Annotated in this window: 21 protein-coding genes, 1 pseudogene and 1 other annotated feature (1 of these 23 cut by a window edge); of the genes and pseudogenes, 10 read left to right on the forward strand and 12 right to left on the reverse strand. The window is 37.1% G+C overall.

The window, feature by feature from the left end; translation table 11 throughout:
• Nucleotides 1-58, reverse strand: a binding site (T-box leader); it reaches 139 nt to the left of the window's first position.
• A 39-nt stretch (nt 59-97) separates the two neighbouring features.
• From LO754_RS15050 to LO754_RS15080, 7 genes are all read right to left on the reverse strand, one after another.
• A complete protein-coding gene (locus LO754_RS15050) occupies nt 98-1165 on the reverse strand; it encodes a mechanosensitive ion channel domain-containing protein (protein ID WP_231784706.1) in 1068 nt (355 codons plus the stop codon).
• Nucleotides 1166-1281: 116 nt separating this feature from the next.
• Nucleotides 1282-2154: a hypothetical protein gene (locus tag LO754_RS15055; RefSeq protein WP_231784707.1), complete on the reverse strand. Its 873-nt coding sequence runs from the start codon at nt 2152-2154 to the stop codon at nt 1282-1284.
• 192 nt (nt 2155-2346) lie between these two features.
• Nucleotides 2347-3006, reverse strand: a complete 660-nt coding sequence (phoU, locus tag LO754_RS15060; RefSeq protein ID WP_024361283.1) for a phosphate signaling complex protein PhoU — start codon at nt 3004-3006, stop codon at nt 2347-2349.
• A gap of 18 nt (nt 3007-3024) precedes the next feature.
• The gene (pstB, locus tag LO754_RS15065; RefSeq protein ID WP_172583046.1) at nt 3025-3816 is read right to left on the reverse strand and encodes a phosphate ABC transporter ATP-binding protein PstB; all 792 of its coding nucleotides are present in this window, start codon (nt 3814-3816) and stop codon (nt 3025-3027) included.
• Nucleotides 3817-3870: 54 nt separating this feature from the next.
• On the reverse strand, nt 3871-4749 hold the full coding sequence (gene pstA / locus LO754_RS15070; protein ID WP_024361285.1) for a phosphate ABC transporter permease PstA: 879 nt from the start codon (nt 4747-4749) through the stop codon (nt 3871-3873).
• 1 nt (nt 4750) lies between these two features.
• On the reverse strand, nt 4751-5698 hold the full coding sequence (pstC, locus tag LO754_RS15075; RefSeq protein WP_024361286.1) for a phosphate ABC transporter permease subunit PstC: 948 nt from the start codon (nt 5696-5698) through the stop codon (nt 4751-4753).
• A gap of 64 nt (nt 5699-5762) precedes the next feature.
• Complete coding sequence (locus tag LO754_RS15080) at nt 5763-6728, reverse strand: PstS family phosphate ABC transporter substrate-binding protein (protein ID WP_024361287.1); 966 nt, start codon at nt 6726-6728, stop codon at nt 5763-5765.
• A 235-nt stretch (nt 6729-6963) separates the two neighbouring features.
• On the opposite strand from LO754_RS15080, the gene LO754_RS15085 reads away from it, so the two are divergent.
• A complete protein-coding gene (locus LO754_RS15085; RefSeq protein WP_036204720.1) occupies nt 6964-7158 on the forward strand; it encodes a hypothetical protein in 195 nt (64 codons plus the stop codon).
• Between the two features lie 60 nt (nt 7159-7218).
• Here LO754_RS15085 and LO754_RS15090 read toward each other — a convergent pair whose 3' ends face one another.
• The 4 genes from LO754_RS15090 to LO754_RS15105 all read right to left on the reverse strand — a co-directional run bounded on the left by LO754_RS15090 (nt 7219) and on the right by LO754_RS15105 (nt 12893).
• Nucleotides 7219-9414: a peptidoglycan D,D-transpeptidase FtsI family protein gene (locus tag LO754_RS15090; protein ID WP_108029769.1), complete on the reverse strand. Its 2196-nt coding sequence runs from the start codon at nt 9412-9414 to the stop codon at nt 7219-7221.
• Between the two features lie 512 nt (nt 9415-9926).
• Nucleotides 9927-10532, reverse strand: coding sequence for a superoxide dismutase (locus LO754_RS15095; protein WP_024361290.1), 606 nt, complete (start codon nt 10530-10532; stop codon nt 9927-9929).
• Between the two features lie 186 nt (nt 10533-10718).
• The gene (locus tag LO754_RS15100) at nt 10719-11198 is read right to left on the reverse strand and encodes a DUF456 domain-containing protein (RefSeq protein ID WP_024361291.1); all 480 of its coding nucleotides are present in this window, start codon (nt 11196-11198) and stop codon (nt 10719-10721) included.
• 63 nt (nt 11199-11261) lie between these two features.
• Entirely contained in the window at nt 11262-12893 is a 1632-nt protein-coding gene (locus tag LO754_RS15105) for a Na/Pi cotransporter family protein (protein WP_024361292.1), read from the reverse strand.
• A gap of 195 nt (nt 12894-13088) precedes the next feature.
• Here LO754_RS15105 and LO754_RS15110 point away from each other — a divergent pair, with 195 nt between their 5' ends.
• The 4 genes and pseudogenes from LO754_RS15110 (at nt 13089) to LO754_RS15125 (ending at nt 15794) form a co-directional block, all read left to right on the forward strand.
• Entirely contained in the window at nt 13089-13598 is a 510-nt protein-coding gene (locus tag LO754_RS15110; protein ID WP_024361293.1) for a DUF1189 family protein, read from the forward strand.
• Nucleotides 13599-13651: 53 nt separating this feature from the next.
• Entirely contained in the window at nt 13652-13996 is a 345-nt protein-coding gene (locus LO754_RS15115; protein WP_231784708.1) for a hypothetical protein, read from the forward strand.
• Nucleotides 13997-14092: 96 nt separating this feature from the next.
• Nucleotides 14093-15208 carry a flavodoxin-dependent (E)-4-hydroxy-3-methylbut-2-enyl-diphosphate synthase gene (gene ispG / locus LO754_RS15120; protein ID WP_024361295.1) on the forward strand — a complete coding sequence of 372 codons (1116 nt, stop codon included), beginning with the start codon at nt 14093-14095 and terminating at the stop codon, nt 15206-15208.
• Nucleotides 15209-15221: 13 nt separating this feature from the next.
• Nucleotides 15222-15794: pseudogene (locus tag LO754_RS15125) on the forward strand (5' nucleotidase, NT5C type).
• 154 nt (nt 15795-15948) lie between these two features.
• On the opposite strand, the gene LO754_RS23495 reads toward LO754_RS15125, so the two are convergent.
• Nucleotides 15949-16077, reverse strand: a complete 129-nt coding sequence (locus tag LO754_RS23495) for a hypothetical protein (RefSeq protein WP_255313805.1) — start codon at nt 16075-16077, stop codon at nt 15949-15951.
• A gap of 197 nt (nt 16078-16274) precedes the next feature.
• Here LO754_RS23495 and LO754_RS15130 point away from each other — a divergent pair, with 197 nt between their 5' ends.
• The 5 genes from LO754_RS15130 to LO754_RS15150 all read left to right on the forward strand — a co-directional run bounded on the left by LO754_RS15130 (nt 16275) and on the right by LO754_RS15150 (nt 19911).
• Nucleotides 16275-16760, forward strand: coding sequence for a hypothetical protein (locus tag LO754_RS15130; protein ID WP_231786336.1), 486 nt, complete (start codon nt 16275-16277; stop codon nt 16758-16760).
• 184 nt (nt 16761-16944) lie between these two features.
• The gene (locus tag LO754_RS15135) at nt 16945-17367 is read left to right on the forward strand and encodes a MerR family transcriptional regulator (RefSeq protein WP_227665360.1); all 423 of its coding nucleotides are present in this window, start codon (nt 16945-16947) and stop codon (nt 17365-17367) included.
• A 31-nt stretch (nt 17368-17398) separates the two neighbouring features.
• On the forward strand, nt 17399-18727 hold the full coding sequence (locus LO754_RS15140) for a hemolysin family protein (protein WP_024361299.1): 1329 nt from the start codon (nt 17399-17401) through the stop codon (nt 18725-18727).
• 146 nt (nt 18728-18873) lie between these two features.
• The gene (locus tag LO754_RS15145; protein WP_024361300.1) at nt 18874-19278 is read left to right on the forward strand and encodes a hypothetical protein; all 405 of its coding nucleotides are present in this window, start codon (nt 18874-18876) and stop codon (nt 19276-19278) included.
• A 183-nt stretch (nt 19279-19461) separates the two neighbouring features.
• Nucleotides 19462-19911, forward strand: coding sequence for a helix-turn-helix transcriptional regulator (locus LO754_RS15150; RefSeq protein ID WP_024361301.1), 450 nt, complete (start codon nt 19462-19464; stop codon nt 19909-19911).
• Nucleotides 19912-20018 lie beyond the last annotated feature (107 nt).

Below are 20018 nucleotides of genomic sequence, written 5' to 3' on the forward strand. Positions count from 1 at the left end.
AACCGCTAGCTCTCTTGAACAAATAATAATAGCTACTACTCTTCATCTAAGCCGATTATTAGTATATATTGTAATGTAAAATATCGAACAATTCAAATTATTTTTTCTCAAGTTTACACTCGTCCGGTTGTTCTGCAAGTGCTATCTCATAATCTTGAACAACTTGGCGAATCACAAATAAAATATCCTGCTGTACATTTAACATAACAGCCGTATCATTGGTTGCAACATAAAAACGAACAAGAACCCGATATGATGCTTGATAGAACTCATCTATATATACATGAATCAGCTCTTTTTCAGTATTTGCATGCAAATGAATTTGCTGATGAATTGTGCTTAAAGCACTACGTAATGTTTCTTCTTCGTTTTCCGCAGCTACATATAAAAACAACTCACATTTTCGTTTCTCTCGTTTTGATAAATTATATATTGGACGATTCACTAAATATGAGTTCGGCACATAAACAAGCCCTTTGTCGCCTGTTTGAATAAGTGTACTGCGAAGGTTGATATCCTCAATGGTACCTTCTATTTTTTGATCCTCTGTCGCAATCCAATCGCCTATTTGAAATGGATTGTCGAGTGCAACGGACATCCCACCAAAAACATGGGCTAGGGTGTCACGAATACCAAAAGCAATCGCTACCCCTGTTAAACCAATTCCTGTTAAAAAGCCATTTAGATTAAAGTTCCAAAAGGACGCAATTGTAAACATAGCTAAAATCATAATAAGCACTTTACCAATACGCAGGAAAAACGGTAAAAGAACATTTTGCTCCTCGTCACTATTTAACTCTAATGGTTTCTTTGTATAGTAGTGAAGCACATCATATACGCCTTTAAAGGCAAAAAACACCATGATAGACAACACAAAATTCTTTGTTGCAAAATGTGTAAATAAAAATACTTTAAGTAAATTCGATAAACTTAGGACAACTACTGCTGACATAAACGCATATCGGATTGCCTTATTAAATTGTCCAAGAACAGTCGCTTGAAAATGACGCTGTCTATTCTTTAAAAATGTAACACTGCTCGTAATGATTTTCTTCAGCACAAAATGCTGAAACAACCATCCCACAACACAAAATGCGACCGCAATGGTAATGTCTATCCACGTTGGTACAGTCAAGTTCGGTAATAACCATTTCAATGAATCCATGTAATACTCCTTTTACATACCTATGTACTTTTTCAATTATACTTGTGCAAAAAAATTGATGTTACGATTTACAGTAAAAATAAGCCGACCAATAACGATTTGGTCAGCTTCGCATTTTATTGAATCGCATCCTCTGAAAAAATGGCTCTATTTGCAAACCAGAAGTGATGCTCATTAAAACAATGCTCATTCATCGCAATAACAGAAAATTCAGCATGATAGCGCTGCTTCATTTCATCTAACATGGTTTTTGCACGCTTTCCTAATAAATGTGGTCCGTCAACAGGATTCCCTTCAGTAAAAATAAGAACCTCCGTTTCTGCACATTGCTGATTTTCTTGTAGCAAACCTTTTACAAACTGTAGCACAGGCAAAATAGCTGCTTCACCTTGTGCCTTATATTCAATAAAATCTTTAAAATCAGATAGATTTAAATGACCATTTTCAAAGCGGAAGTGCACGTGAATTTGACAATCGTATGGCACGATATATAAATCTCTTTGCTCTTTATATGCATTCATAAATAACGGCAAAATCATACTTTTACAAAGCGCTGAATACCTCTCCATGCCAAAAGTTTGTTCCAGACAAATAATAATAGGCCCTTGCTCTTCCTTGTAATCAACAAATGGCACATATAGTACATTTCCACTTTTAGTTGTATGCTGCTTTAACTTTTGACGTCTCGCTTCTTGCCATTTTTGCGCATAGTACATGCGTTGCTCTTTACCGTTGGCTAAGCGCTCAGTATGTTCAATAGCTGGAACGTTTTCTCGGATTTCATGCATAACATCCGCTAGCTCAAGTGCAAATGCTGCCATATTACGCAGTGTCTCACTTTTGTAAAAATAATCAATAAAAAAATGTTGTTCCTTCTCACTTAGCTCTTCTACATGTAAATTTTCATATAGATAATCTAAGTAGTTGCGTTGTTCTGACGAAATCTCTAGACCAAATTTCTTTATAAGTGATTCTACACCGTCTTTCACGAAGCAGCACCTCCTAAGAACATTTTTTTGGATAATGTCTATAGTATAACCAAAAAAATTTTTTGACAATACAAATAAACACACTACAATAGTTGACGTAGGTGTAGAGTGTAATGTTGCCGCGATTTCTTATATTTAATAGTGTATTAAAGGGCAAAAAGAGAAGGGCCACTTAGTCGCAGCCCTTCTCTTTTAATTATTCAATTCATAATGTTTACCTTTAATTAAGTAAAATAAATGTTCGGCAATATTCGTTGCATGATCCGCTGAACGTTCTAAATGACGACAAACAAATGTTAAATGTGTAAATTGCGAAATATGAGATGGACTTTCTGCACCAGCACGAAGTAATAATGTTACTGTTGCCCCATATAAATCATCTACGTAATCGTCAAGTTCAGCAATTTCTTTTGCTCGGACAGTATCTTCTTCCCTAAAGGCTGTAATAATACTTTCAAGCATTTCGACTGTCTTATTACACATCGATTGTAAATTGGTCGTTGGGAAGATTAGAGGCTCCTTACCTAAACGAATCGTCTCTTTTGCGATATTAACTGCATAATCTCCCACTCTCTCCATATCAGATGCAGCTTTTACAAGTACCATAAGTCGGCGCAAATCTGTCGCTACAGGTTGTTGCTTGGCAATCATCAAAATTACTCGATCATTAATTTCTTCCTCAAGTCGATTAATATATAAATCATCTTCAATAATTTTTAATGATTTCTCCAAATCTTGCTCTAACAATGCCTCAAAAGATATTTTTAATGCATTAATACTATTTGTTGCAATTTCTACAAACTGTTCTTGAATTTCCTTAAGCTCTTGCTCAAAGCGTTCACGTACTACCATCTATAGTTCCCCCTATGCTTAGCCGAAGCGTCCTGAAATGTAATCTTCTGTACGTTGATCTGAAGGTGTTTGGAAAATCACATCTGTTTTGTCATATTCCACAACTTCGCCGCTTAGGAAAAATGCTGTACGGTCTGAAATACGTGCCGCTTGTTGCATATTATGTGTAACAATAACGATTGAATAATCTTTTTTAAGCTCTTGTACAAGCTCTTCCACTTTTAACGTAGAAATTGGGTCAAGTGCAGAAGTGGGCTCATCCATTAAAATAACATCTGGCTCGATTGCTAAACAACGTGCAATACAAATACGCTGTTGCTGACCACCTGATAAACCATAAGCATTTTGATTTAGACGATCTTTTACTTCATCCCAAATAGCCGCACCGCGCAATGATTTTTCAACAATTTCATCTAGAATTTTTTTGTTTTTAATGCCGTGGATACGTGGACCGTAAGCAATATTATCATAGATTGATTTTGGGAATGGGTTAGGTTTTTGGAATACCATCCCTACGCGAGTACGTAATTCCTCAACTGTATAGTTTTTATCTAAGATATTTCGTTCACGGTATAATATTTCGCCCGATGTACGAACTATCGGTACTAGCTCTACCATTCTGTTTAACGTTTTTAAATAAGTAGATTTCCCGCAACCTGAAGGGCCAATAATAGCTGTGACTTCATTTTCATAAATACTTAAATTAACATCTTTTAAACCGTGATGATCACCGTACCATAAATTTAAGTTACGTGTATCATACACTACTTTTTTCGCAACTTCAGCAGATGGCTTTACATTTATATTAATTGATTTGACAACTGAATTTTCCTCTTTAAAATCTAGTACCATAAGGTCACCTCATTAATAACGTTTTTGGAATTTATTTCGAATAAAAATAGCGATGGAATTCATCATTAGCAGCACAATCATCAGCACTAAAATCCCCGCTGCCGCTACATATTGAAATGCCTCTTGCGGACGTTTAGCCCAATCATAAATTTGCATCGGCAATGCAGTAAACTGGCTTAATAAATCATTAGGTAAAAATTGTAAAATAACGGGTATCCCAATTACTACGAGTGGTGCTGTTTCACCTATTGCACGAGATAAAGCTAAAATACTACCTGTTAAAATCCCAGGGATGGCAGCTGGTAATACGACACGTAAAATGGTTTGCCATTTCGTCGCTCCCATCCCATAAGAAGCTTCACGTTGTTCATTCGGTACAGCGCGTATTGCTTCCTGAGCAGCCACGATTATTACAGGTAATATTAGCAAACTCATCGTTAAACCTGCTGCTAAAATACTTTTACCTAGTTCCATCATACGAACAAAAATTGTTAACCCAAGTAAACCAAAAACAATTGAAGGTACACCTGCTAAGTTTGAGATATTCATGCGAATAAAATCATTCAATCTATTTTTCTTTGCATATTCTTCTAGATAAATCGCTGTTCCTACACCTAAAACAATCGATACCGGAGCTACTACTCCCATTAACCAAAGTGAGCCGATTAATGCAGCTTTAATCCCTGCCTTATCCGCAAAGCGTGAAGCAAAATTCGTTAGGAAATCAATGTTTAAGTAACCTACTCCTTGCGTCACAATGCGGTAGAGCAAAATCGCTAGCATTACAAGCGCAAATGTAGTTGCCAAGAAAAATAAGGATTTCCAGACTTTATTGAATGTAATACGTTTAGTCATTCGTTTCTTGACGACTGTATCATCGATATAGCGCATGCTAGTAAACCTCCCTGAAGCGTTTCGAAATATAATGAGCGATTAAGTTCATCACTAACGTAAAGATAAATAATGTGAATCCAACTGAGTAGATCGAGTAATAAATCGTCGTTCCATAACCAGCATCACCCGTAGAAACTTGTACAATATAGGCTGTCATCGTTTGGATGGAATCTGTGACATTTAAATCAAATTTAGGTGTCGATCCTCCTGCTAAGGACACAATCATTGTTTCCCCAATTGCCCGGGAAATAGCAAGTACGACTGATGCCACAATTCCCGATAAAGCGGCTGGTAACACTACTTTTATAGCAACCTCAAACTTCGTAGCCCCTAGCGCTAAAGCCCCTTCTCGCATACTGTTTGGTACAGATGACATGGCATCTTCTGATAGTGATGTAATCATTGGTAATATCATAATGCCCACTACAATCCCTGGACTAAGTGCATTAAATAGTTTAAGCTCTGGAATAATTCCTTGTAGCACTGGTGTGACAAACGTTAATGCAAAGAAGCCATAAACGATTGTCGGTACACCTGCTAATACTTCTAAAATCGGTTTAACTGTACGTCTTGTTTTCTCACTCGCATATTCACTTAAATAGATGGCTGAAGCAATCCCAAATGGTACTGCTACAGCAACTGCAATTAATGTAACTTTCAGTGTTCCTGCGATAAGCGGTAAAATCCCAAATAACGGCTCCTTTCCAGAAAACGGTAGCCACTGTGTACCAAATAAAAAATCCGTAATCGAAACACGCTTGAAAAACTCAAACGTTTCAAAAATAAGGGTGAAAACAATGCCAAATGTTGTCAAAATCGAGATAAGCGCTGCAGAAAATAATAAAGCTGGCATGGCTTTTTCCACTATTTTCTTAGTTTTATGATTGCGCGAATTTGCAATTAATTGTTGCACAGATGATGTCTTATTTTCCTTTTGAGAAACCATTGGGTGCTCCTTTCCAATAAGCGAGGGAAAGAGCATCCATCTCTTTCCCTCTATGCATGTCTACTTATTTTAAGCCTTCTAAAGTTTTTAAGCCTTCAGCATATTTTTCTTCAGGTAGACGAACATAACCTACTGCTTCTGCCATATCTCCTGCATTTTCAAGTGTGAACTTAACGAAATCATATGCTGCTGCATTATCTTTCATCGCACTGTTTTTCACATAAGTGAATAGTGGGCGTGAAAGTGGCGTATATTCGCCTTTTTCAATTGTGTCATGTGTTGGTTCAATTCCATTGACTTTAACAATGTTTAACTTATCTTTATTTTCTAAGTAGTAAGCGAAGCCAAAGAAGCCAATTGCATATTTGTCACCAGAAATACCTTGGACTAGCATATTATCATCCTCTGATAATGTCGCTGAACTTACTAGATCAGCACCATCTAAAACGACTTCATCAAAGTAATCATACGTACCTGAGTCAGTACCTGGTGAGTAGAATACGATTTTTTCTGCTGGCCATGAAGGGTCGATATCTGACCATTTTTTCTCTGTGCCATCTTCAGTCCAAATTTTCTTTAGTTGTTCTATAGTTAAATCCTTTGCCCAATCGTTTTCAGGATTCACCACTACTGATAAACCATCATATGCTAAAGCTAACTCAGTGTAAGCTATTCCAGCTTGGTCTAGTTTTTCTTTCTCTTCTGTCTTTATAAAACGAGATGCATTTGAAAAGTCTGTCTCACCTGCGATGAATTTTTCAAAGCCACCACCAGTACCAGAAACACCTACCGATACTTTGACATCCGGTTGTGCACCTGCATACTCTTCAACAACTGCTTCAATAATTGGTGCTACTGTTGATGAACCATCTCCAGCAACTGAACCTTGCAGTTTTTCGTCAGCAGCTTCTTGTCCTGAGTTCGTTTCTGCATTGTTATTGTTTTGCGTTGAGTTGTCTCCGCTACATGCACCAAGCATTAATGCTGAACCCATTACCGCTGTCATCGTTAAGTACTTCCACTTTTTCATCTCATTTGCCTCCGTCACTAACTTTTTTATTTGTGTTTTGCCTTACAATCTTTACTATAATGACTTATTGTTGAATTCGTATAAACCGTTCGTAAAAGACACGTAAAGGAATGTAATGCTTTGTAAACGATTGTAAAGAAACGTTTACAATTACAATTAAATGATTTGCTTCCTTTAGCAAAGATGCTATAATATTCATTTGTGTCAGGAAATATTATAAGAGGAGTTTGACTTTGTGATTAATCATGCAAATGTACAAAATGCCGATTACTTTAAAACATATTTAACACTTATCATGGATCATCGAGAGTTGTCATTACAGGAGGCTATTGATTTTATGATGACGACGTATTTCTATAATAATATTGAGCTTTATGGAGAAAAACCGAAGGAACAATTTGAATTGGCGATTCAACAGCTTAATCGCTAGTAGAAAGCTATATAGATACTAAAAAACCGCTAGGCATATAAATATGCGCTAGCGGTTTTTTTATTCTTGTTCATCTTCACCGATTTTATCTTTTGTAATCGCAGGTAAAATTGGTTGTTCTACTTTATTATCTGTCACTTTTGTCTTTTCATATTTTGCTTTTAGCTCATAGTAAGCATCTAAAGCACGTCTTGCAATCACGTTATTATTCGATAAATGTTGATTAAGGTTCGTAGTTGCCCATGGAATGACAACAGCATAAGCAACTTCAGGATTTTCATATGGCGCATAGCCAACATGCGTTAAATTAATCGTATTTGTACCATAACGTTCACGTAATGGTCCATAATATACTACTTCGGCTGTCCCTGTTTTCCCGGCAGCGGTAAAAGGTGCGTTCGAAAATGCTGAACGTGCCGTACCACGAGAACCCGTATAAACACGATGCAAGCCTTTTTTTACATAATTAATTTCTTCTTCTGTATTATCGATATGATTTAAAATTCTCGGTCCTACTTCTGTCACTAATTGTCCTAGCTGCTGACCATCTTTTGATGGATCACGCACTTCTTTCACGACATGAGGCTGAACACGATAGCCACCATTCGCTATCGTTGAAATATATTGTGCTAGTTGAAGCGGTGTATACGTATCATATTGTCCAATGGCTAAGTCGAGTGTTTTACCACCCATGATTGGGCCTTCTACCCCACTAAATTCATTAGGTAAATCAATGCCTGTTTTAACACCTAAGCCAAACTGTGCATAGGAATTACGCATTTTCGGGAATGTTTGATCATTTAGTCGCAATGGCATCATGTAACTGTATGGTGTGCCATTAATAAGCATTGCCGTTTTAAACATATAAACGTTGGAAGATTGCTCAAGTGCGCTTAAACCATCCATTGAAATATAGCCACCTTGGTTGAAAATCGACCTTTTAACGGGTGTACCTAGTAAATGGATTGGTTCATCTCCTAATACTGTGTTCGGAGTAATCACCCCTAGTTTATAGCCTGTCAGCAAAGTGGCTGCTTTTACGACAGACCCTGCCTCATAAGCTGTTGTAAACGAGCCGTATGCATAATCCACAACTACATTTCTGCCCGTTTCCGAATCTTTTTCGATTTTTTTACCTACCATTGATAGGATATCTCCCGTATTTGGGTCCATCATGATTAAGAACGCTCGGTCTAATAAACTTGAGCCAGACATTGCTTTTAACTTCAGCAGTTCTTCTTCTACAATTTTTTCATTAGCGGCTTGTAACTCGCTATCGAATGTTAATACTAAATCTTTTCCAGGCTCGCCTTCATATGTTGTAATGGTATCAACAACTTGCCCTTTTTTATTCGTAATATTTTTGACAACTGTTTTTTGCCCTTGTAAAAGTTCTTCATATTGCGCTTCAATATAACTTTCTCCGACGCGATCATTACGTGAATAATCACGTGCTAAATAATAATTAAGCTTCTCTTTCGGTATCCCTTTTGTTGGTACAGTTGTACGACCTAACACAGAAAGGGATGATAGTTTAACACGCTTCCAATCTGTCGTTGTGTTGACTCCTGGCAACTCAGTTAAACGCTCTGAAACACGCGCAAATTCATCTGCAGATACATTCTCACTTTTAATGATTTGAGGTGATAAATTATAGCCTGATACCATCTCGCGGTAGATTGCTAATACTTCTAAATCTGCTTCCGTTAATTGTGCTAATTCTTCGTCTGTAATGCGCTCACGTACAATTTTATCGATTTCTGCATTCGCTTGACTTGTCGTAATATTTTCCTGTGTTTTAATTTTCGTTTGCTCTTCATCAGATATTTTTGCATATGCTGCGTCATGGTTTTTTAAAATCCAAAAATCCAATTTATCGCGTAATGTGACACGATTCGTTGGTTGTTCAATCAATTGAGCCAGCTTTTCAGCAATTGCTAACATATCCTCCGTTTTAGTCGTCTGCATTTTTGTATACGTAATCGCGTTTTCAGGCTGATTATCCACTAAAATACGCCCATAACGATCATACATCCGACCCCTTGGCACACTCGTATTGACAGGTACTTCCTCAGTCCGCTCTAAAATACGAACATAATCTTCCCCTTTAACAATTTGCATATAACCAAGTCTAAAAATTAACATCGAAAATACGATAAATATAGCAAAGAAAAGGACATTCATACGAAATGTTAAATTAGAGTGATGTTTCGCTTTAACACTCGCTGCGCGATTTTTCCCCGGTGCTTTGCGCATATGTATTCCCCTCCTCATCTAATAACTGTTTAAATACACGATACCTAGTATACCATTCGAAGTTGCGTCAGAAAAGCATACTCTTGCATCATTTTCATAATTCACCTTGTCATCATTAAAATACTAATTATTGAAAAATATAAAATAGAAGCAATCACATCACTTACACTACAGATGGTCGCTTTTCACACTTCGTTTGAGGAGTCCTAGCCGTTTGCTTCGTTGACCTATTCGTAATTTCCGACTATTTATGAAATGATCTGCCGTAACAATCCTTAACTAGAGGAAGCATCATTTTAAATGACGGTACTTGGCAAGAAAAGTTTCCTTCCGTATATATGGATTTCTGCTATTCAAAAGCAACATTACTGAATTCGCTAAAATCATATAAAGAGGGCCATGCCAAGGTGATTTTTCACCTTATGCATAGCCCTTTACATAGAAATAATTAGTAAACTTCCACTTCACAAGAGTTCCGCAGAAACCTAATTATTTTGCATTATCGCAAATGATTATTTTGCAGCTTGAAATTTAGCTTCTACTGCATCCCAGTTTACTACGTTCCAGAAAGCACCGATATAATCTGGACGACGGTTTTGATAGTTTAAGTAGTAAGCGTGCTCCCAAACATCTAATCCTAAGATTGGTGTTTTACCTTCCATAACTGGAGAGTCTTGGTTTGGTGTAGATGTAACTGCTACTGAATCACCATCAACGATTAACCAAGCCCAACCTGAACCGAATCGAGTTGTTGCAGCTTTTGCAAACTCTTCTTTGAAAGCATCGAAAGAACCAAATTTAGCATCGATTGCTTTAGCTACTTCACCAACTGGAGTTTTTGAACCGCCTGGTGCGATTACTTCCCAGAATAGTGTGTGGTTAGCATGTCCGCCACCGTTGTTACGAACTGCTGTTTGTTTGTCAGCTGGAAGTGCATCGATATTTGCGATTAAGTCATTAATGTCTTTTTCTGCAAATTCAGTACCTTCTACTGCTGCGTTTAAATTTGTTACATAAGTATTGTGGTGTTTAGAATAGTGAATTTCCATAGTTTTTGCATCGATATTTGGTTCTAATGCATCGTAAGCATAAGTTAATTGTGGTAATTCGTAAGCCATTATTAAGTTCCTCCCTAAAATAAAGAAATAATTAGTACATCCTTAGATTATCAAAATTGGTCAAACCATTCAATGAAAAATACCTCAAATTAAAGATTTCAGCCTTTTGACCGAAATAAATAATCCAATTTCTAATATACCCACTTCTTTAATTTGTTAAACTTTATAGTTACCCCCACAATACGTTTAAATAGCAATAAAGAATACGACAATCATCACAATTTGAATAACTGCCTTGGCTACGGTTGACGTTAAAAAACCGATAAGCGAACCCACACCACTTTTTACAGCTTCATTAAAAGTTCTTCGCTCTACAATAAGCTCTGCAATGATGGCGCCTAAAAAAGGCCCTACTAAAATGCCGGCAACAGGAATAACGAATGGCCCAATCAATAAACCGATTGTACTGCCCCACATTCCTGCATTGGAGCCACCGAATTTTTTAATACCAACAGCATTTGCAACCGTATCAGCTCCAAAGAGAAGGACAACAAATAAAATTTCAATTGCCCAGAACCACCAACTTAAATCAGCAAATGAGAAAAATAATCCATAAAGAATAAATCCACCTAGTAAAAATAGAACACCTGGGATTATCGGATACACTAATCCAACAAATGAAACGATAAAGCAGGCAATCACTACGATCCAGCCAACAACTTCCATCAAAGCTCTCTCCTTTTGTCTTGCATGCCTTACATACGAAAAATATTGCCAAAAAGTTTCAATCTAGTGGCGAATTCCTAAAATAGAATCTGCAATATTCACAGCGTGATCCCCAATTCTCTCCAAGTTGCTAACAATATCCGTATAAACAATACCAGCTGCGCCACTACATTCGTTTGTATTTAAACGTGCAATATGCTTTTGTCTTAGTTTATCCTCCATATCATCTATCAAACTCTCTAACTCTGTTACTTCTTGCGCTAAGCTAAGACTCGCCGTATCAAGCGCCTCTAAGCTTTTCCTTACCGCCTCGATGGCAAGACTAAACATACCGATTAAATCTTGCCGCGCTGATTTACTTAAACTCACTTCATGGTGATCCTTATATTGCAATAGCTCCAAAATATTTTCAAAATGGTCGCCAATACGCTCAATATCACGCACATTCGTTAATAGGGTATGGTGTCGTACCGAATCAGCATGAGAAAGCGGCTGCTTGGACACCATCACTAAATAATTCGTTATTTCTTTATCTAAATGATTAAGTGCCACTTCCAACTGTAATACGGTAGGGATATGTGATGACTCCCCTGTTTTCATGTAGTAAAACGTTTCTTCTAAGCCCCTCAGCGCATGTTCACCCATCCGCAAAACTTCTTCTTTCGCTTGCCCTAATGCGATGGCTGGCGAAGAATCAATGAAGGATGGGTCCAGATGTTTCGTTGCAACATCAATACCACCGTCATGTCCAGGCAATAATTTTGTTACTAATAATGATAATCCTGCGATAAACGGTAGTTGGATCAACATATTAAAGACATTAAACGAACCATGTGCGACAGCAATTTGCATTCGAGCTTCTAAATGAAACAACTGACTAATCCACTGCACATAATTTATAAAGGGGGTAAACAGCAACATAAAAATAACCGTCCCAATCACATTAAATAACACATGGGCAGCCGCTGCTCGCTTTGCATAAATCGAAGCACCTAATGAAGCGAGGACAGCCGTTATTGTCGTGCCGATATTTTCACCAAATAAAATCGGTAGCGCACTATCTAAACCGATTAATTGTTCAGCATATAAGCCTTGCAATACGCCAACTGTCGCTGTCGAACTTTGAACGAGCAATGTAAAAATAGTCCCTAAAAATATGCCGATTACCGGTTGATTACTCAAATGAATGGTTAATGATGCGAAGTCTGCTAATTCATGCAGTGACTGCATACTAGCACTCATTAGCTCCAATCCTAAAAACAAACCACCAAAGCCAAATAAAATTTGACCTATGTGATGATAAATAGCCTTTTTAAAGAAAAATAAAAATGCTGCGCCAATCGCGAGGAGTGGATAAAAATAAATACCTATATTAATACCGATAATAAATGCAGTTATTGTCGTGCCAATATTAGCTCCCATAATGACACCTATTGCTTGTCGTAATGTTAAGAAGCCTGCACTCACTAGACCAACAGTAATTACTGTTGTCGCCGAACTTGACTGAATACAAACCGTTACGATTATCCCAACTAACACACCCATAAACGGATTCGTTGTAAATCGATTCAACCATTCACGGAGTCTGTCATCTGCCGATTTTTGTAACCCTTCTCCCATATATTTTATGGAAAATAAAAAGACCCCTAATCCGCCTAAAAATTGAAATAATATGCTTTGCCAATCTATTGTCAATGGTATTCGCTCCAATTCCTACGTCTCTACTAATCTATTCCTAATCATTAAATGAAAATGTACAAAAAGTAAAGAAAACCTTTAACTTCTTTACACAATGTTAACATTTTAGCATCTCATTCTCAGTGAAAGTGATGCAATCCATATCTAGTCATTCACGAACATGTTAGAATAGCGGATGGAGGAGATATAAATATGAAACACTCACAATTATTAATCGATAGCTTAATACACCCTAAAAAACTAGCAGCTTATCGTTTACTACCTATCGGCAAAGTCATTCAATATACCTTTCTATTAATTACCATTGTTACTGTATTTTCATTTGGACGTTTTTCTACTGATATGTCTGTTAATACCCTCGATATAAGTGGGATAACGGAATACATAGATCAAATAAAATGGCTGTTATACCCAGTCACATTCATCATGTTATTTGTACTAACAACGATGTTAGTTTTTGGTCAAATTGCGCTCTATGCTCTAGCAGGTTTATTTATTTTAAAAGTTATGAAACGTCGTGGTGAATACCGCCATATTTGGCGCACTACAACATTCGCTATTACTTGGGCGACTATTTTAAGCATGTTAGCAGAATTCGTACCAACTGCCCGAACAATACTCTCAATCTTGTCATTACTTTTAACCATTACTCTATTAATTATCGCCTTTACAAAATATCCAAAACAACCAATTTCAAAATAATAGGCATGATTCCCCTCTCTTCTCAATATAGTGTAGAAAAAGGAGGGGTTTTTTTGCGAGCATTCTTGTTAACTGTTGCTATTGTGCTTATCGCATTTGTCGTAAAAGTAGATTTAACAGAAGGTACATTATCTCTCGCTGCCTTCTATCCAAAAGATGGGCAAAATACACTTTGCGAAGACCAGCGCGAGCCAGCTTACATTACGGTCCAAACAATTCAAGGCGATACCATCCATAGCTTATTTGCACTACACCCAGCAAAAATGCCGATGACCTTTCCGGAACGACTGGAGCTCTTTTATCAATTAAATCCACATTTACAATTACAAGCACTTGCACCAGGCGAAAATATTAAGCTTCCCCTCTCTTTTGAATTCGAAAACGCATGCGGAAAATGAAAAGTTAACGTTTCTTCCTTGTCCTTATTTTCTTACACTGCTAAAATAAGTGTCAGTGACGGCTGAAAGTAGTGGCCCGAAAAGGAGAGAAAGTTAATGAGTGAAATTTGTCACCGTTCAAAAACACGTCCTGTACGTGTCGGTAATTTAACAATTGGTGGTAGTAATGAATTATTCATTCAAAGTATGTGTACAACAAAAACACATGATGTCGAAGCAACTGTTGCAGAAATTCTGCGACTAGAAGAGGCGGGCTGTCAAATTGTTCGTGTTGCAGTGCCAGATGAGCGTGCGGCTGATGCAATTGCCGAAATAAAAAAACGTATCCATATTCCATTAGTAGCTGATATTCACTTTGATTATAAATTAGCTTTAAAAGCAATTGAAAATGGTATTGATAAAGTTCGTATTAACCCAGGTAATATTGGGCGTAAAGAAAAAGTTGAAGCCGTTGTAACAGCTGCAAAAGCAAAAGGCATTCCTATTCGTATTGGCGTAAATGCCGGTTCATTAGAGCGACATATTCTTGAAAAATATGGCTATCCAACTGCCGATGGTATGGTAGAATCAGCACTACACCATATTAAAATTTTGGAAGACTTAGATTTCCACGATATTATCGTGTCAATGAAGGCATCGGATGTCAATTTAGCGATTGAAGCATATGAAAAAGCTGCACAAGCTTTTGATTATCCGCTACATTTAGGTATTACAGAATCCGGTACATTGTTTGCTGGGACTGTAAAATCTGCTGCTGGCCTTGGCGCAATCCTGTCAAAAGGTATTGGTAATACGCTACGTATCTCTTTATCTGCCGACCCTGTGGAGGAAGTGAAAGTTGCTCGTGAGCTATTAAAATCATTTGGTTTAGCGTCTAACATGGCAACGTTAATTTCATGCCCTACATGTGGCCGTATTGAAATCGACCTTATCTCCATTGCAAATGAAGTGGAAGAATATATTTCAACATTAAATGTGCCATTAAAAGTAGCTGTTCTAGGTTGTGCCGTAAATGGTCCAGGTGAAGCACGTGAAGCCGATATCGGTATTGCAGGTGCACGTGGTGAAGGTCTGCTATTCATGAAAGGCAAAACGGTTCGTAAAGTTCCAGAAGAAACAATGGTAGAAGAATTGAAAAAAGAAATTGATAAGCTAGCTGCAGAAATGGCTGAAAAACGTGCGGCTGAAGAAGCTGCAAAAGCGAACGCCTAAGGGAGGTGCTTGCATGACAAAGCCCCGTTTTGGTATTGATATTGACGGTACAGTGACCTGTCCGAGTACACTTATCCCGCATATTAATAAGCAGTATAAGGTCAATATTACACTGGATGATGTTTGTGAATATGATTTTTTATAGGCCTTTCCTTATCCAGTAGATCGCACTGCATTTAACGCATGGTTTAAGGAAAATGAGCCTTATATGTATGAAGTATCAGAAGCTGCAAAGGATGCCAAAGCTATTTTAAATGCTTGGCAACATACTTATGAGCTATATTATATTTCTGCACGTGGTCAGAATGTTTCTGATATTACGATGAACTGGTTTAAATCACAGGCTATTCCGTACGATCACATAGAACTTATCGGAAGTCATGATAAATTAGCGACTGCCAAAAAGCATAATGTCGCCGCTTTCTTTGAAGATAAACATGATAATGCTGTGATGCTCGCTGAAGAATTAAAAATACCTGTTATTTTATTCGATACACCATATAATCGTCTTGCTGTACCTGACAATGTTGTGCGAGTGTATAATTGGCAAGAAGCAAATCAGTTTATTACGAACTACTTTAAGTAATACTGACAAGAAAATATTAAAAAGTAAAAGTGTTAGATTGACTGTGATCAATCTAACACTTTTTGTCGTCAACGTTGATGTATACAACAGCGAACCTAACAGCACTTGTCGTGGTCCTACCCGTTGGACTTCCTTGCGATTTGAATAGACATCACTAAACTTCAAGTATCCCACGCAACCAACGCTCCACAAAATTTTCGAAGGTTATTCCATAATTATCATAGACCGCATGATAAACAAAATATGTTCCTAATCGATCGAGTATCTCATCATTAATTTTCATATGAACCGCTCCCCTTCTTGATTTAAGTTACGTAAAATTTCACTATAGATAACCATTGCTATTTCCAATTCATTTGAAAAGGTTGTATCGTTGCAAAACCGTCACAATCTGCCTGTTACATACCCTTTCTTCACAATTTTCTTTTCGTTAATATAGTAGTAACAACTAGTAAACTGGGGGTACTCCTTGTGAAATGGATGACAAAACTCACTTTTGTAGCATGCCTGTCTACCTTACTTACCGGCTGTGGCGATCGACTATCTGAAATCAAAGATGCGGCATCGGGCATTAACTCAGCAGCTGATGCTGCCGCGAGCTCTGTTAGTCGTGATGTCCATGCAATAAGAGCGCTAACGATTAACTACAAAGACCAAACATTTACTATTAATGACCTATTTAAAACTATTTTACGTGACATACGCTGGGAATATGACGCCGAATTAAATGAACTACATGTTCAAGGTACATGGCGAACACCATTATTCTCTGACCAAGCATGGGATACTCCTATGCAAAAGAAGCTTGCTGAAACCGGTGTAGTGACTGTTACGTGTACAATAGATGACGATCAAATTGATAGCGCGCAAACAGCCGTAACACTTGTTTTAAATCAAGAAAAAATACTACAAATGAATGGCGAGGATGCATTACATCATCTATACGATACCTATTTAAATAAATAAGGTCTGTAGCTTTTCTAACGATATTATCGTTTAGAAGAGCTTTTTTTGTAACGATTGACGATTCCTTTAGCAAGCCCTTAGCAACAAGCAGTATTCACAAAAAAATCATATTTTTAAAAATTTTAAAGCGTATTATTTGTATGCTATAAAACTGTCACGTTATAATCAAAGCATCACGTGATGGTTGGGAGGTATTTGCATTGGGACAGAAAAATTAAAAATCGGAGAGCTTGCTCAAAAAACTGGCATTACTAAAAGAACAATTGATTACTATACAAATTTAGGCCTGTTGGAGGCAGAACGGTCCCCATCAAACTACCGCTATTATGATCCTGCCATGATTGAACGACTTCATTTCATCGAGAAACGCAAGCAGGAAGGACTTTCACTCGTAGAAATACAACAAGCACTTAATGTCACAACAACTTATGAAGAAATCGATGTTCAAATACTACGTTTAAAAATGCAAGATTTAGAGCATGATGTAACTTCTTTACTGGAACAAATGAACAATCAAGACACGAAATATAGCCAAACGATTAAAAAAAATGTTTCACCTGAAAGCATTGCATTAATGCAATCATTATTACTACTCATTAATACCTAGGAGGTGACGTTCTGTTTTGCAGAACGACTATTTGGAGACCATATTAAATTTATCGATTTTCACTATTTTATTAGCTTTAACCGCCTTTTTCGTAGCAACGGAATTTGCGATTGTTAAAATGCGTTCCTCTAGACTTGATCAGTTAATTGCAGAGGGCAATAAAAAGGCAATACCTGCGAAGCATGTTGTCAACCATTTAGATGAATACTTATCTGCCTGTCAGCTTGGTATAACAATAACAGCACTTGGTATAGGGATGGTTGGTGAAAAAACCTTTGAATTTATGTTACATCCACTCTTTGAAACAATCGGCATTTCGGATAAATTTATCCCTATTTTCACAATCGGTTCGGCTTTCGCTATCGCTACTTTTCTACATGTCGTTGTCGGCGAATTAGCGCCAAAAACGGCAGCTATTCAAAAGACGGAAACAATCTCATTGCTTTTTGCTAAACCGATTATCGCTTTCTATAAATTGATGTATCCATTCATTTGGTTTTTAAACGGATCGGCGCGTATGCTTCTAAGTTTCTTCGGTATGAAACCGGCTAATGAACACGAGATTTCACATACAGAGGAAGAATTGCGTTCACTGTTATCTGAAAGTTTTAAAAATGGTGAAATCAATAAAACCGAGTTAAAGTTCGTGAATAATGTTTTCGAATTTGACGAACGAATTGCTCGCGAAATTATGATTCCCCGAACAGAGATTGCGGGTATTGAAATTAATGAAACCTTCACTAATATTATTCACTTTATCGCATCCGAGAAATATACTCGCTACCCTGTGTATGATGGTGACCGTGATAATATTTTAGGCTTTATTAATGCAAAAGAGTTGTTTACACATGGCTTATTGGAACAAATAACTGATGATTCTTTAGTGCTCGAAAACTTTATTAACCCTGTTATTCGAGTAATTGAAACAACACCTATACAACAATTACTAGTTCGCATGCAGAAAGATCGCATTCATATGGCGATTTTAATGGATGAATATGGTGGTACCTCTGGGCTTGTGACGGTAGAAGACATTTTAGAAGAAATCGTTGGCGAGATTCGTGATGAATTTGACGATGATGAAGTTGCAGAAATTCGGAAGATTGGTGACAATCATTATATTTTGAATGCAAAAATGCTTGTAGAAGATGTAGAAAATTTATTGCAAGTATCCCTTGACAATGAAGAAGTAGAAACACTTGGTGGTTGGTTCTTAACAGTCAACAACGGGCTCAAAGCGATTAAAAACATCGAGCTAGCGCAATATGTATTTAGCATTTATGAACAACAGGGTCATCAGCTTCACTTTATCGAAGTGCGTCCTCTTCATAAAGCTGCACCCGTTCCTACAGAAGGCTAATAAAAGTAAACGAAAGGCTCAGTTGATATAACTTTCACAACTTTAGGGCTATACAAAGTTATCTAAATACTTTTGTCTCATTCCATTATTAGCCATATTTCGATATAATAAATCTGTATATGATTTTATTATCAGGGGGCATTGTTATGAAACTTTTTAAACTTTATCATTCAGACGGTATCCATATTATTACGGATGTAAAAAAACACAAAACAAATATTGAGTTAAAAACAATTACAGGAGAAGTATTATATATTATCGTTGTAACAGATGAAAACTACACAGTATACGATGACCGCTTTGCTGGAGCTTCCAAGCAGTTAAATTCTGTAGAGGCGTTCGATATCGACGGTAGCTTTAGAAGTCTTGACTTTGATAATATGCGCTCATTATTCAAAGAGGCATTCACTAAACTTTTACAGGAAATTGCTGAGTGTGTAAACGATGGAGACGAGCTAGTCTATCTTGATACACTTCGACATAAAGTAAGTGCCCAAATTAAAGGAATCCATTTCCGTGTTATTTCGGACACAAAAAAATATGAATATTAAGTAATGGCCTGTTCTACAAATAACAGACTGCTCAATGACTAAGCTTTTTTCTTTGAGCAGTCTATTTCTTTAGCTTAGCCCAAGCTCCCCTTTACCTCTAATTTCAAAATCATCACTTGCACACCTTCCTTTACTTTTTTCATGTATAATGGAGCGTAACAACCTGAAAGAAAGGGTGTTTGAATGAATCGTGAACAACTCATTTTACTCGTTTCAGAAAAACTAAAATTAATTCGAACAGAAAAAGCATTAACGCAAGACCAAATGAGCGATCTTCTTGGGCTTTCCAAAAAAACACTCGTGCAAATTGAAAAAGGTCGCATTAAAACAGGATGGACAACTACAGTTGCAGTATGTGCTTTATGCCGTGAAAGTTCCATATTACAGCATGAGCTAGGTGGTGATCCACTTGAGGTCGTTGACTTAATCGCCAATAACGGCACATTACCGCCAAAGGAAAAAACGATGGGCGGATACATATGGTGGAAAAACCTAAATGAATGGCAAGGCTATCGTTTACAACAAAACGTCATTAGTCAACATTATCGCATTTTAGATACAGACAACTATCGTCTACTGTCAACCTTTGACGAAACAATTGCCATGCAAGAATGGCACAAACTCAAAGAATAATATTAATCGATTTGAATATAAGCCTTGGAAAAAAGGTTTATATTCAAATCACCTAATCTTCTGAATTACATCGCATCTTCCACTAGTACATCCTTCCCCCACTATTC

The sequence above is a fragment of the Lysinibacillus sp. GJ-1 genome, from assembly GCF_021166035.1.
GTDB lineage: Bacteria > Bacillota > Bacilli > Bacillales_A > Planococcaceae > Lysinibacillus > Lysinibacillus sphaericus.

Excerpts from the sequence above, each read along its gene's own strand:
- LO754_RS15050 (WP_231784706.1), bottom strand. The coding sequence starts at position 1,165 with ATGGATTCATTGAAATGGTTATTACCGAACTTGACTGTACCAACGTGG.
- phoU (WP_024361283.1), bottom strand. The coding sequence starts at position 3,006 with ATGGTAGTACGTGAACGCTTTGAGCAAGAGCTTAAGGAAATTCAAGAA.
- pstA (WP_024361285.1), bottom strand. The coding sequence starts at position 4,749 with ATGCGCTATATCGATGATACAGTCGTCAAGAAACGAATGACTAAACGT.
- pstC (WP_024361286.1), bottom strand. The coding sequence starts at position 5,698 with ATGGTTTCTCAAAAGGAAAATAAGACATCATCTGTGCAACAATTAATT.
- LO754_RS15080 (WP_024361287.1), bottom strand. The coding sequence starts at position 6,728 with ATGAAAAAGTGGAAGTACTTAACGATGACAGCGGTAATGGGTTCAGCA.
- LO754_RS15090 (WP_108029769.1), bottom strand. The coding sequence starts at position 9,414 with ATGCGCAAAGCACCGGGGAAAAATCGCGCAGCGAGTGTTAAAGCGAAA.
- LO754_RS15095 (WP_024361290.1), bottom strand. The coding sequence starts at position 10,532 with ATGGCTTACGAATTACCACAATTAACTTATGCTTACGATGCATTAGAA.
- LO754_RS15100 (WP_024361291.1), bottom strand. The coding sequence starts at position 11,198 with ATGGAAGTTGTTGGCTGGATCGTAGTGATTGCCTGCTTTATCGTTTCA.
- LO754_RS15110 (WP_024361293.1), top strand. The coding sequence starts at position 13,089 with ATGAAACACTCACAATTATTAATCGATAGCTTAATACACCCTAAAAAA.
- ispG (WP_024361295.1), top strand. The coding sequence starts at position 14,093 with ATGAGTGAAATTTGTCACCGTTCAAAAACACGTCCTGTACGTGTCGGT.
- LO754_RS23495 (WP_255313805.1), bottom strand. The coding sequence starts at position 16,077 with ATGAAAATTAATGATGAGATACTCGATCGATTAGGAACATATTTTGTT.
- LO754_RS15130 (WP_231786336.1), top strand. The coding sequence starts at position 16,275 with ATGACAAAACTCACTTTTGTAGCATGCCTGTCTACCTTACTTACCGGC.
- LO754_RS15145 (WP_024361300.1), top strand. The coding sequence starts at position 18,874 with ATGAAACTTTTTAAACTTTATCATTCAGACGGTATCCATATTATTACG.
- LO754_RS15150 (WP_024361301.1), top strand. The coding sequence starts at position 19,462 with ATGAATCGTGAACAACTCATTTTACTCGTTTCAGAAAAACTAAAATTA.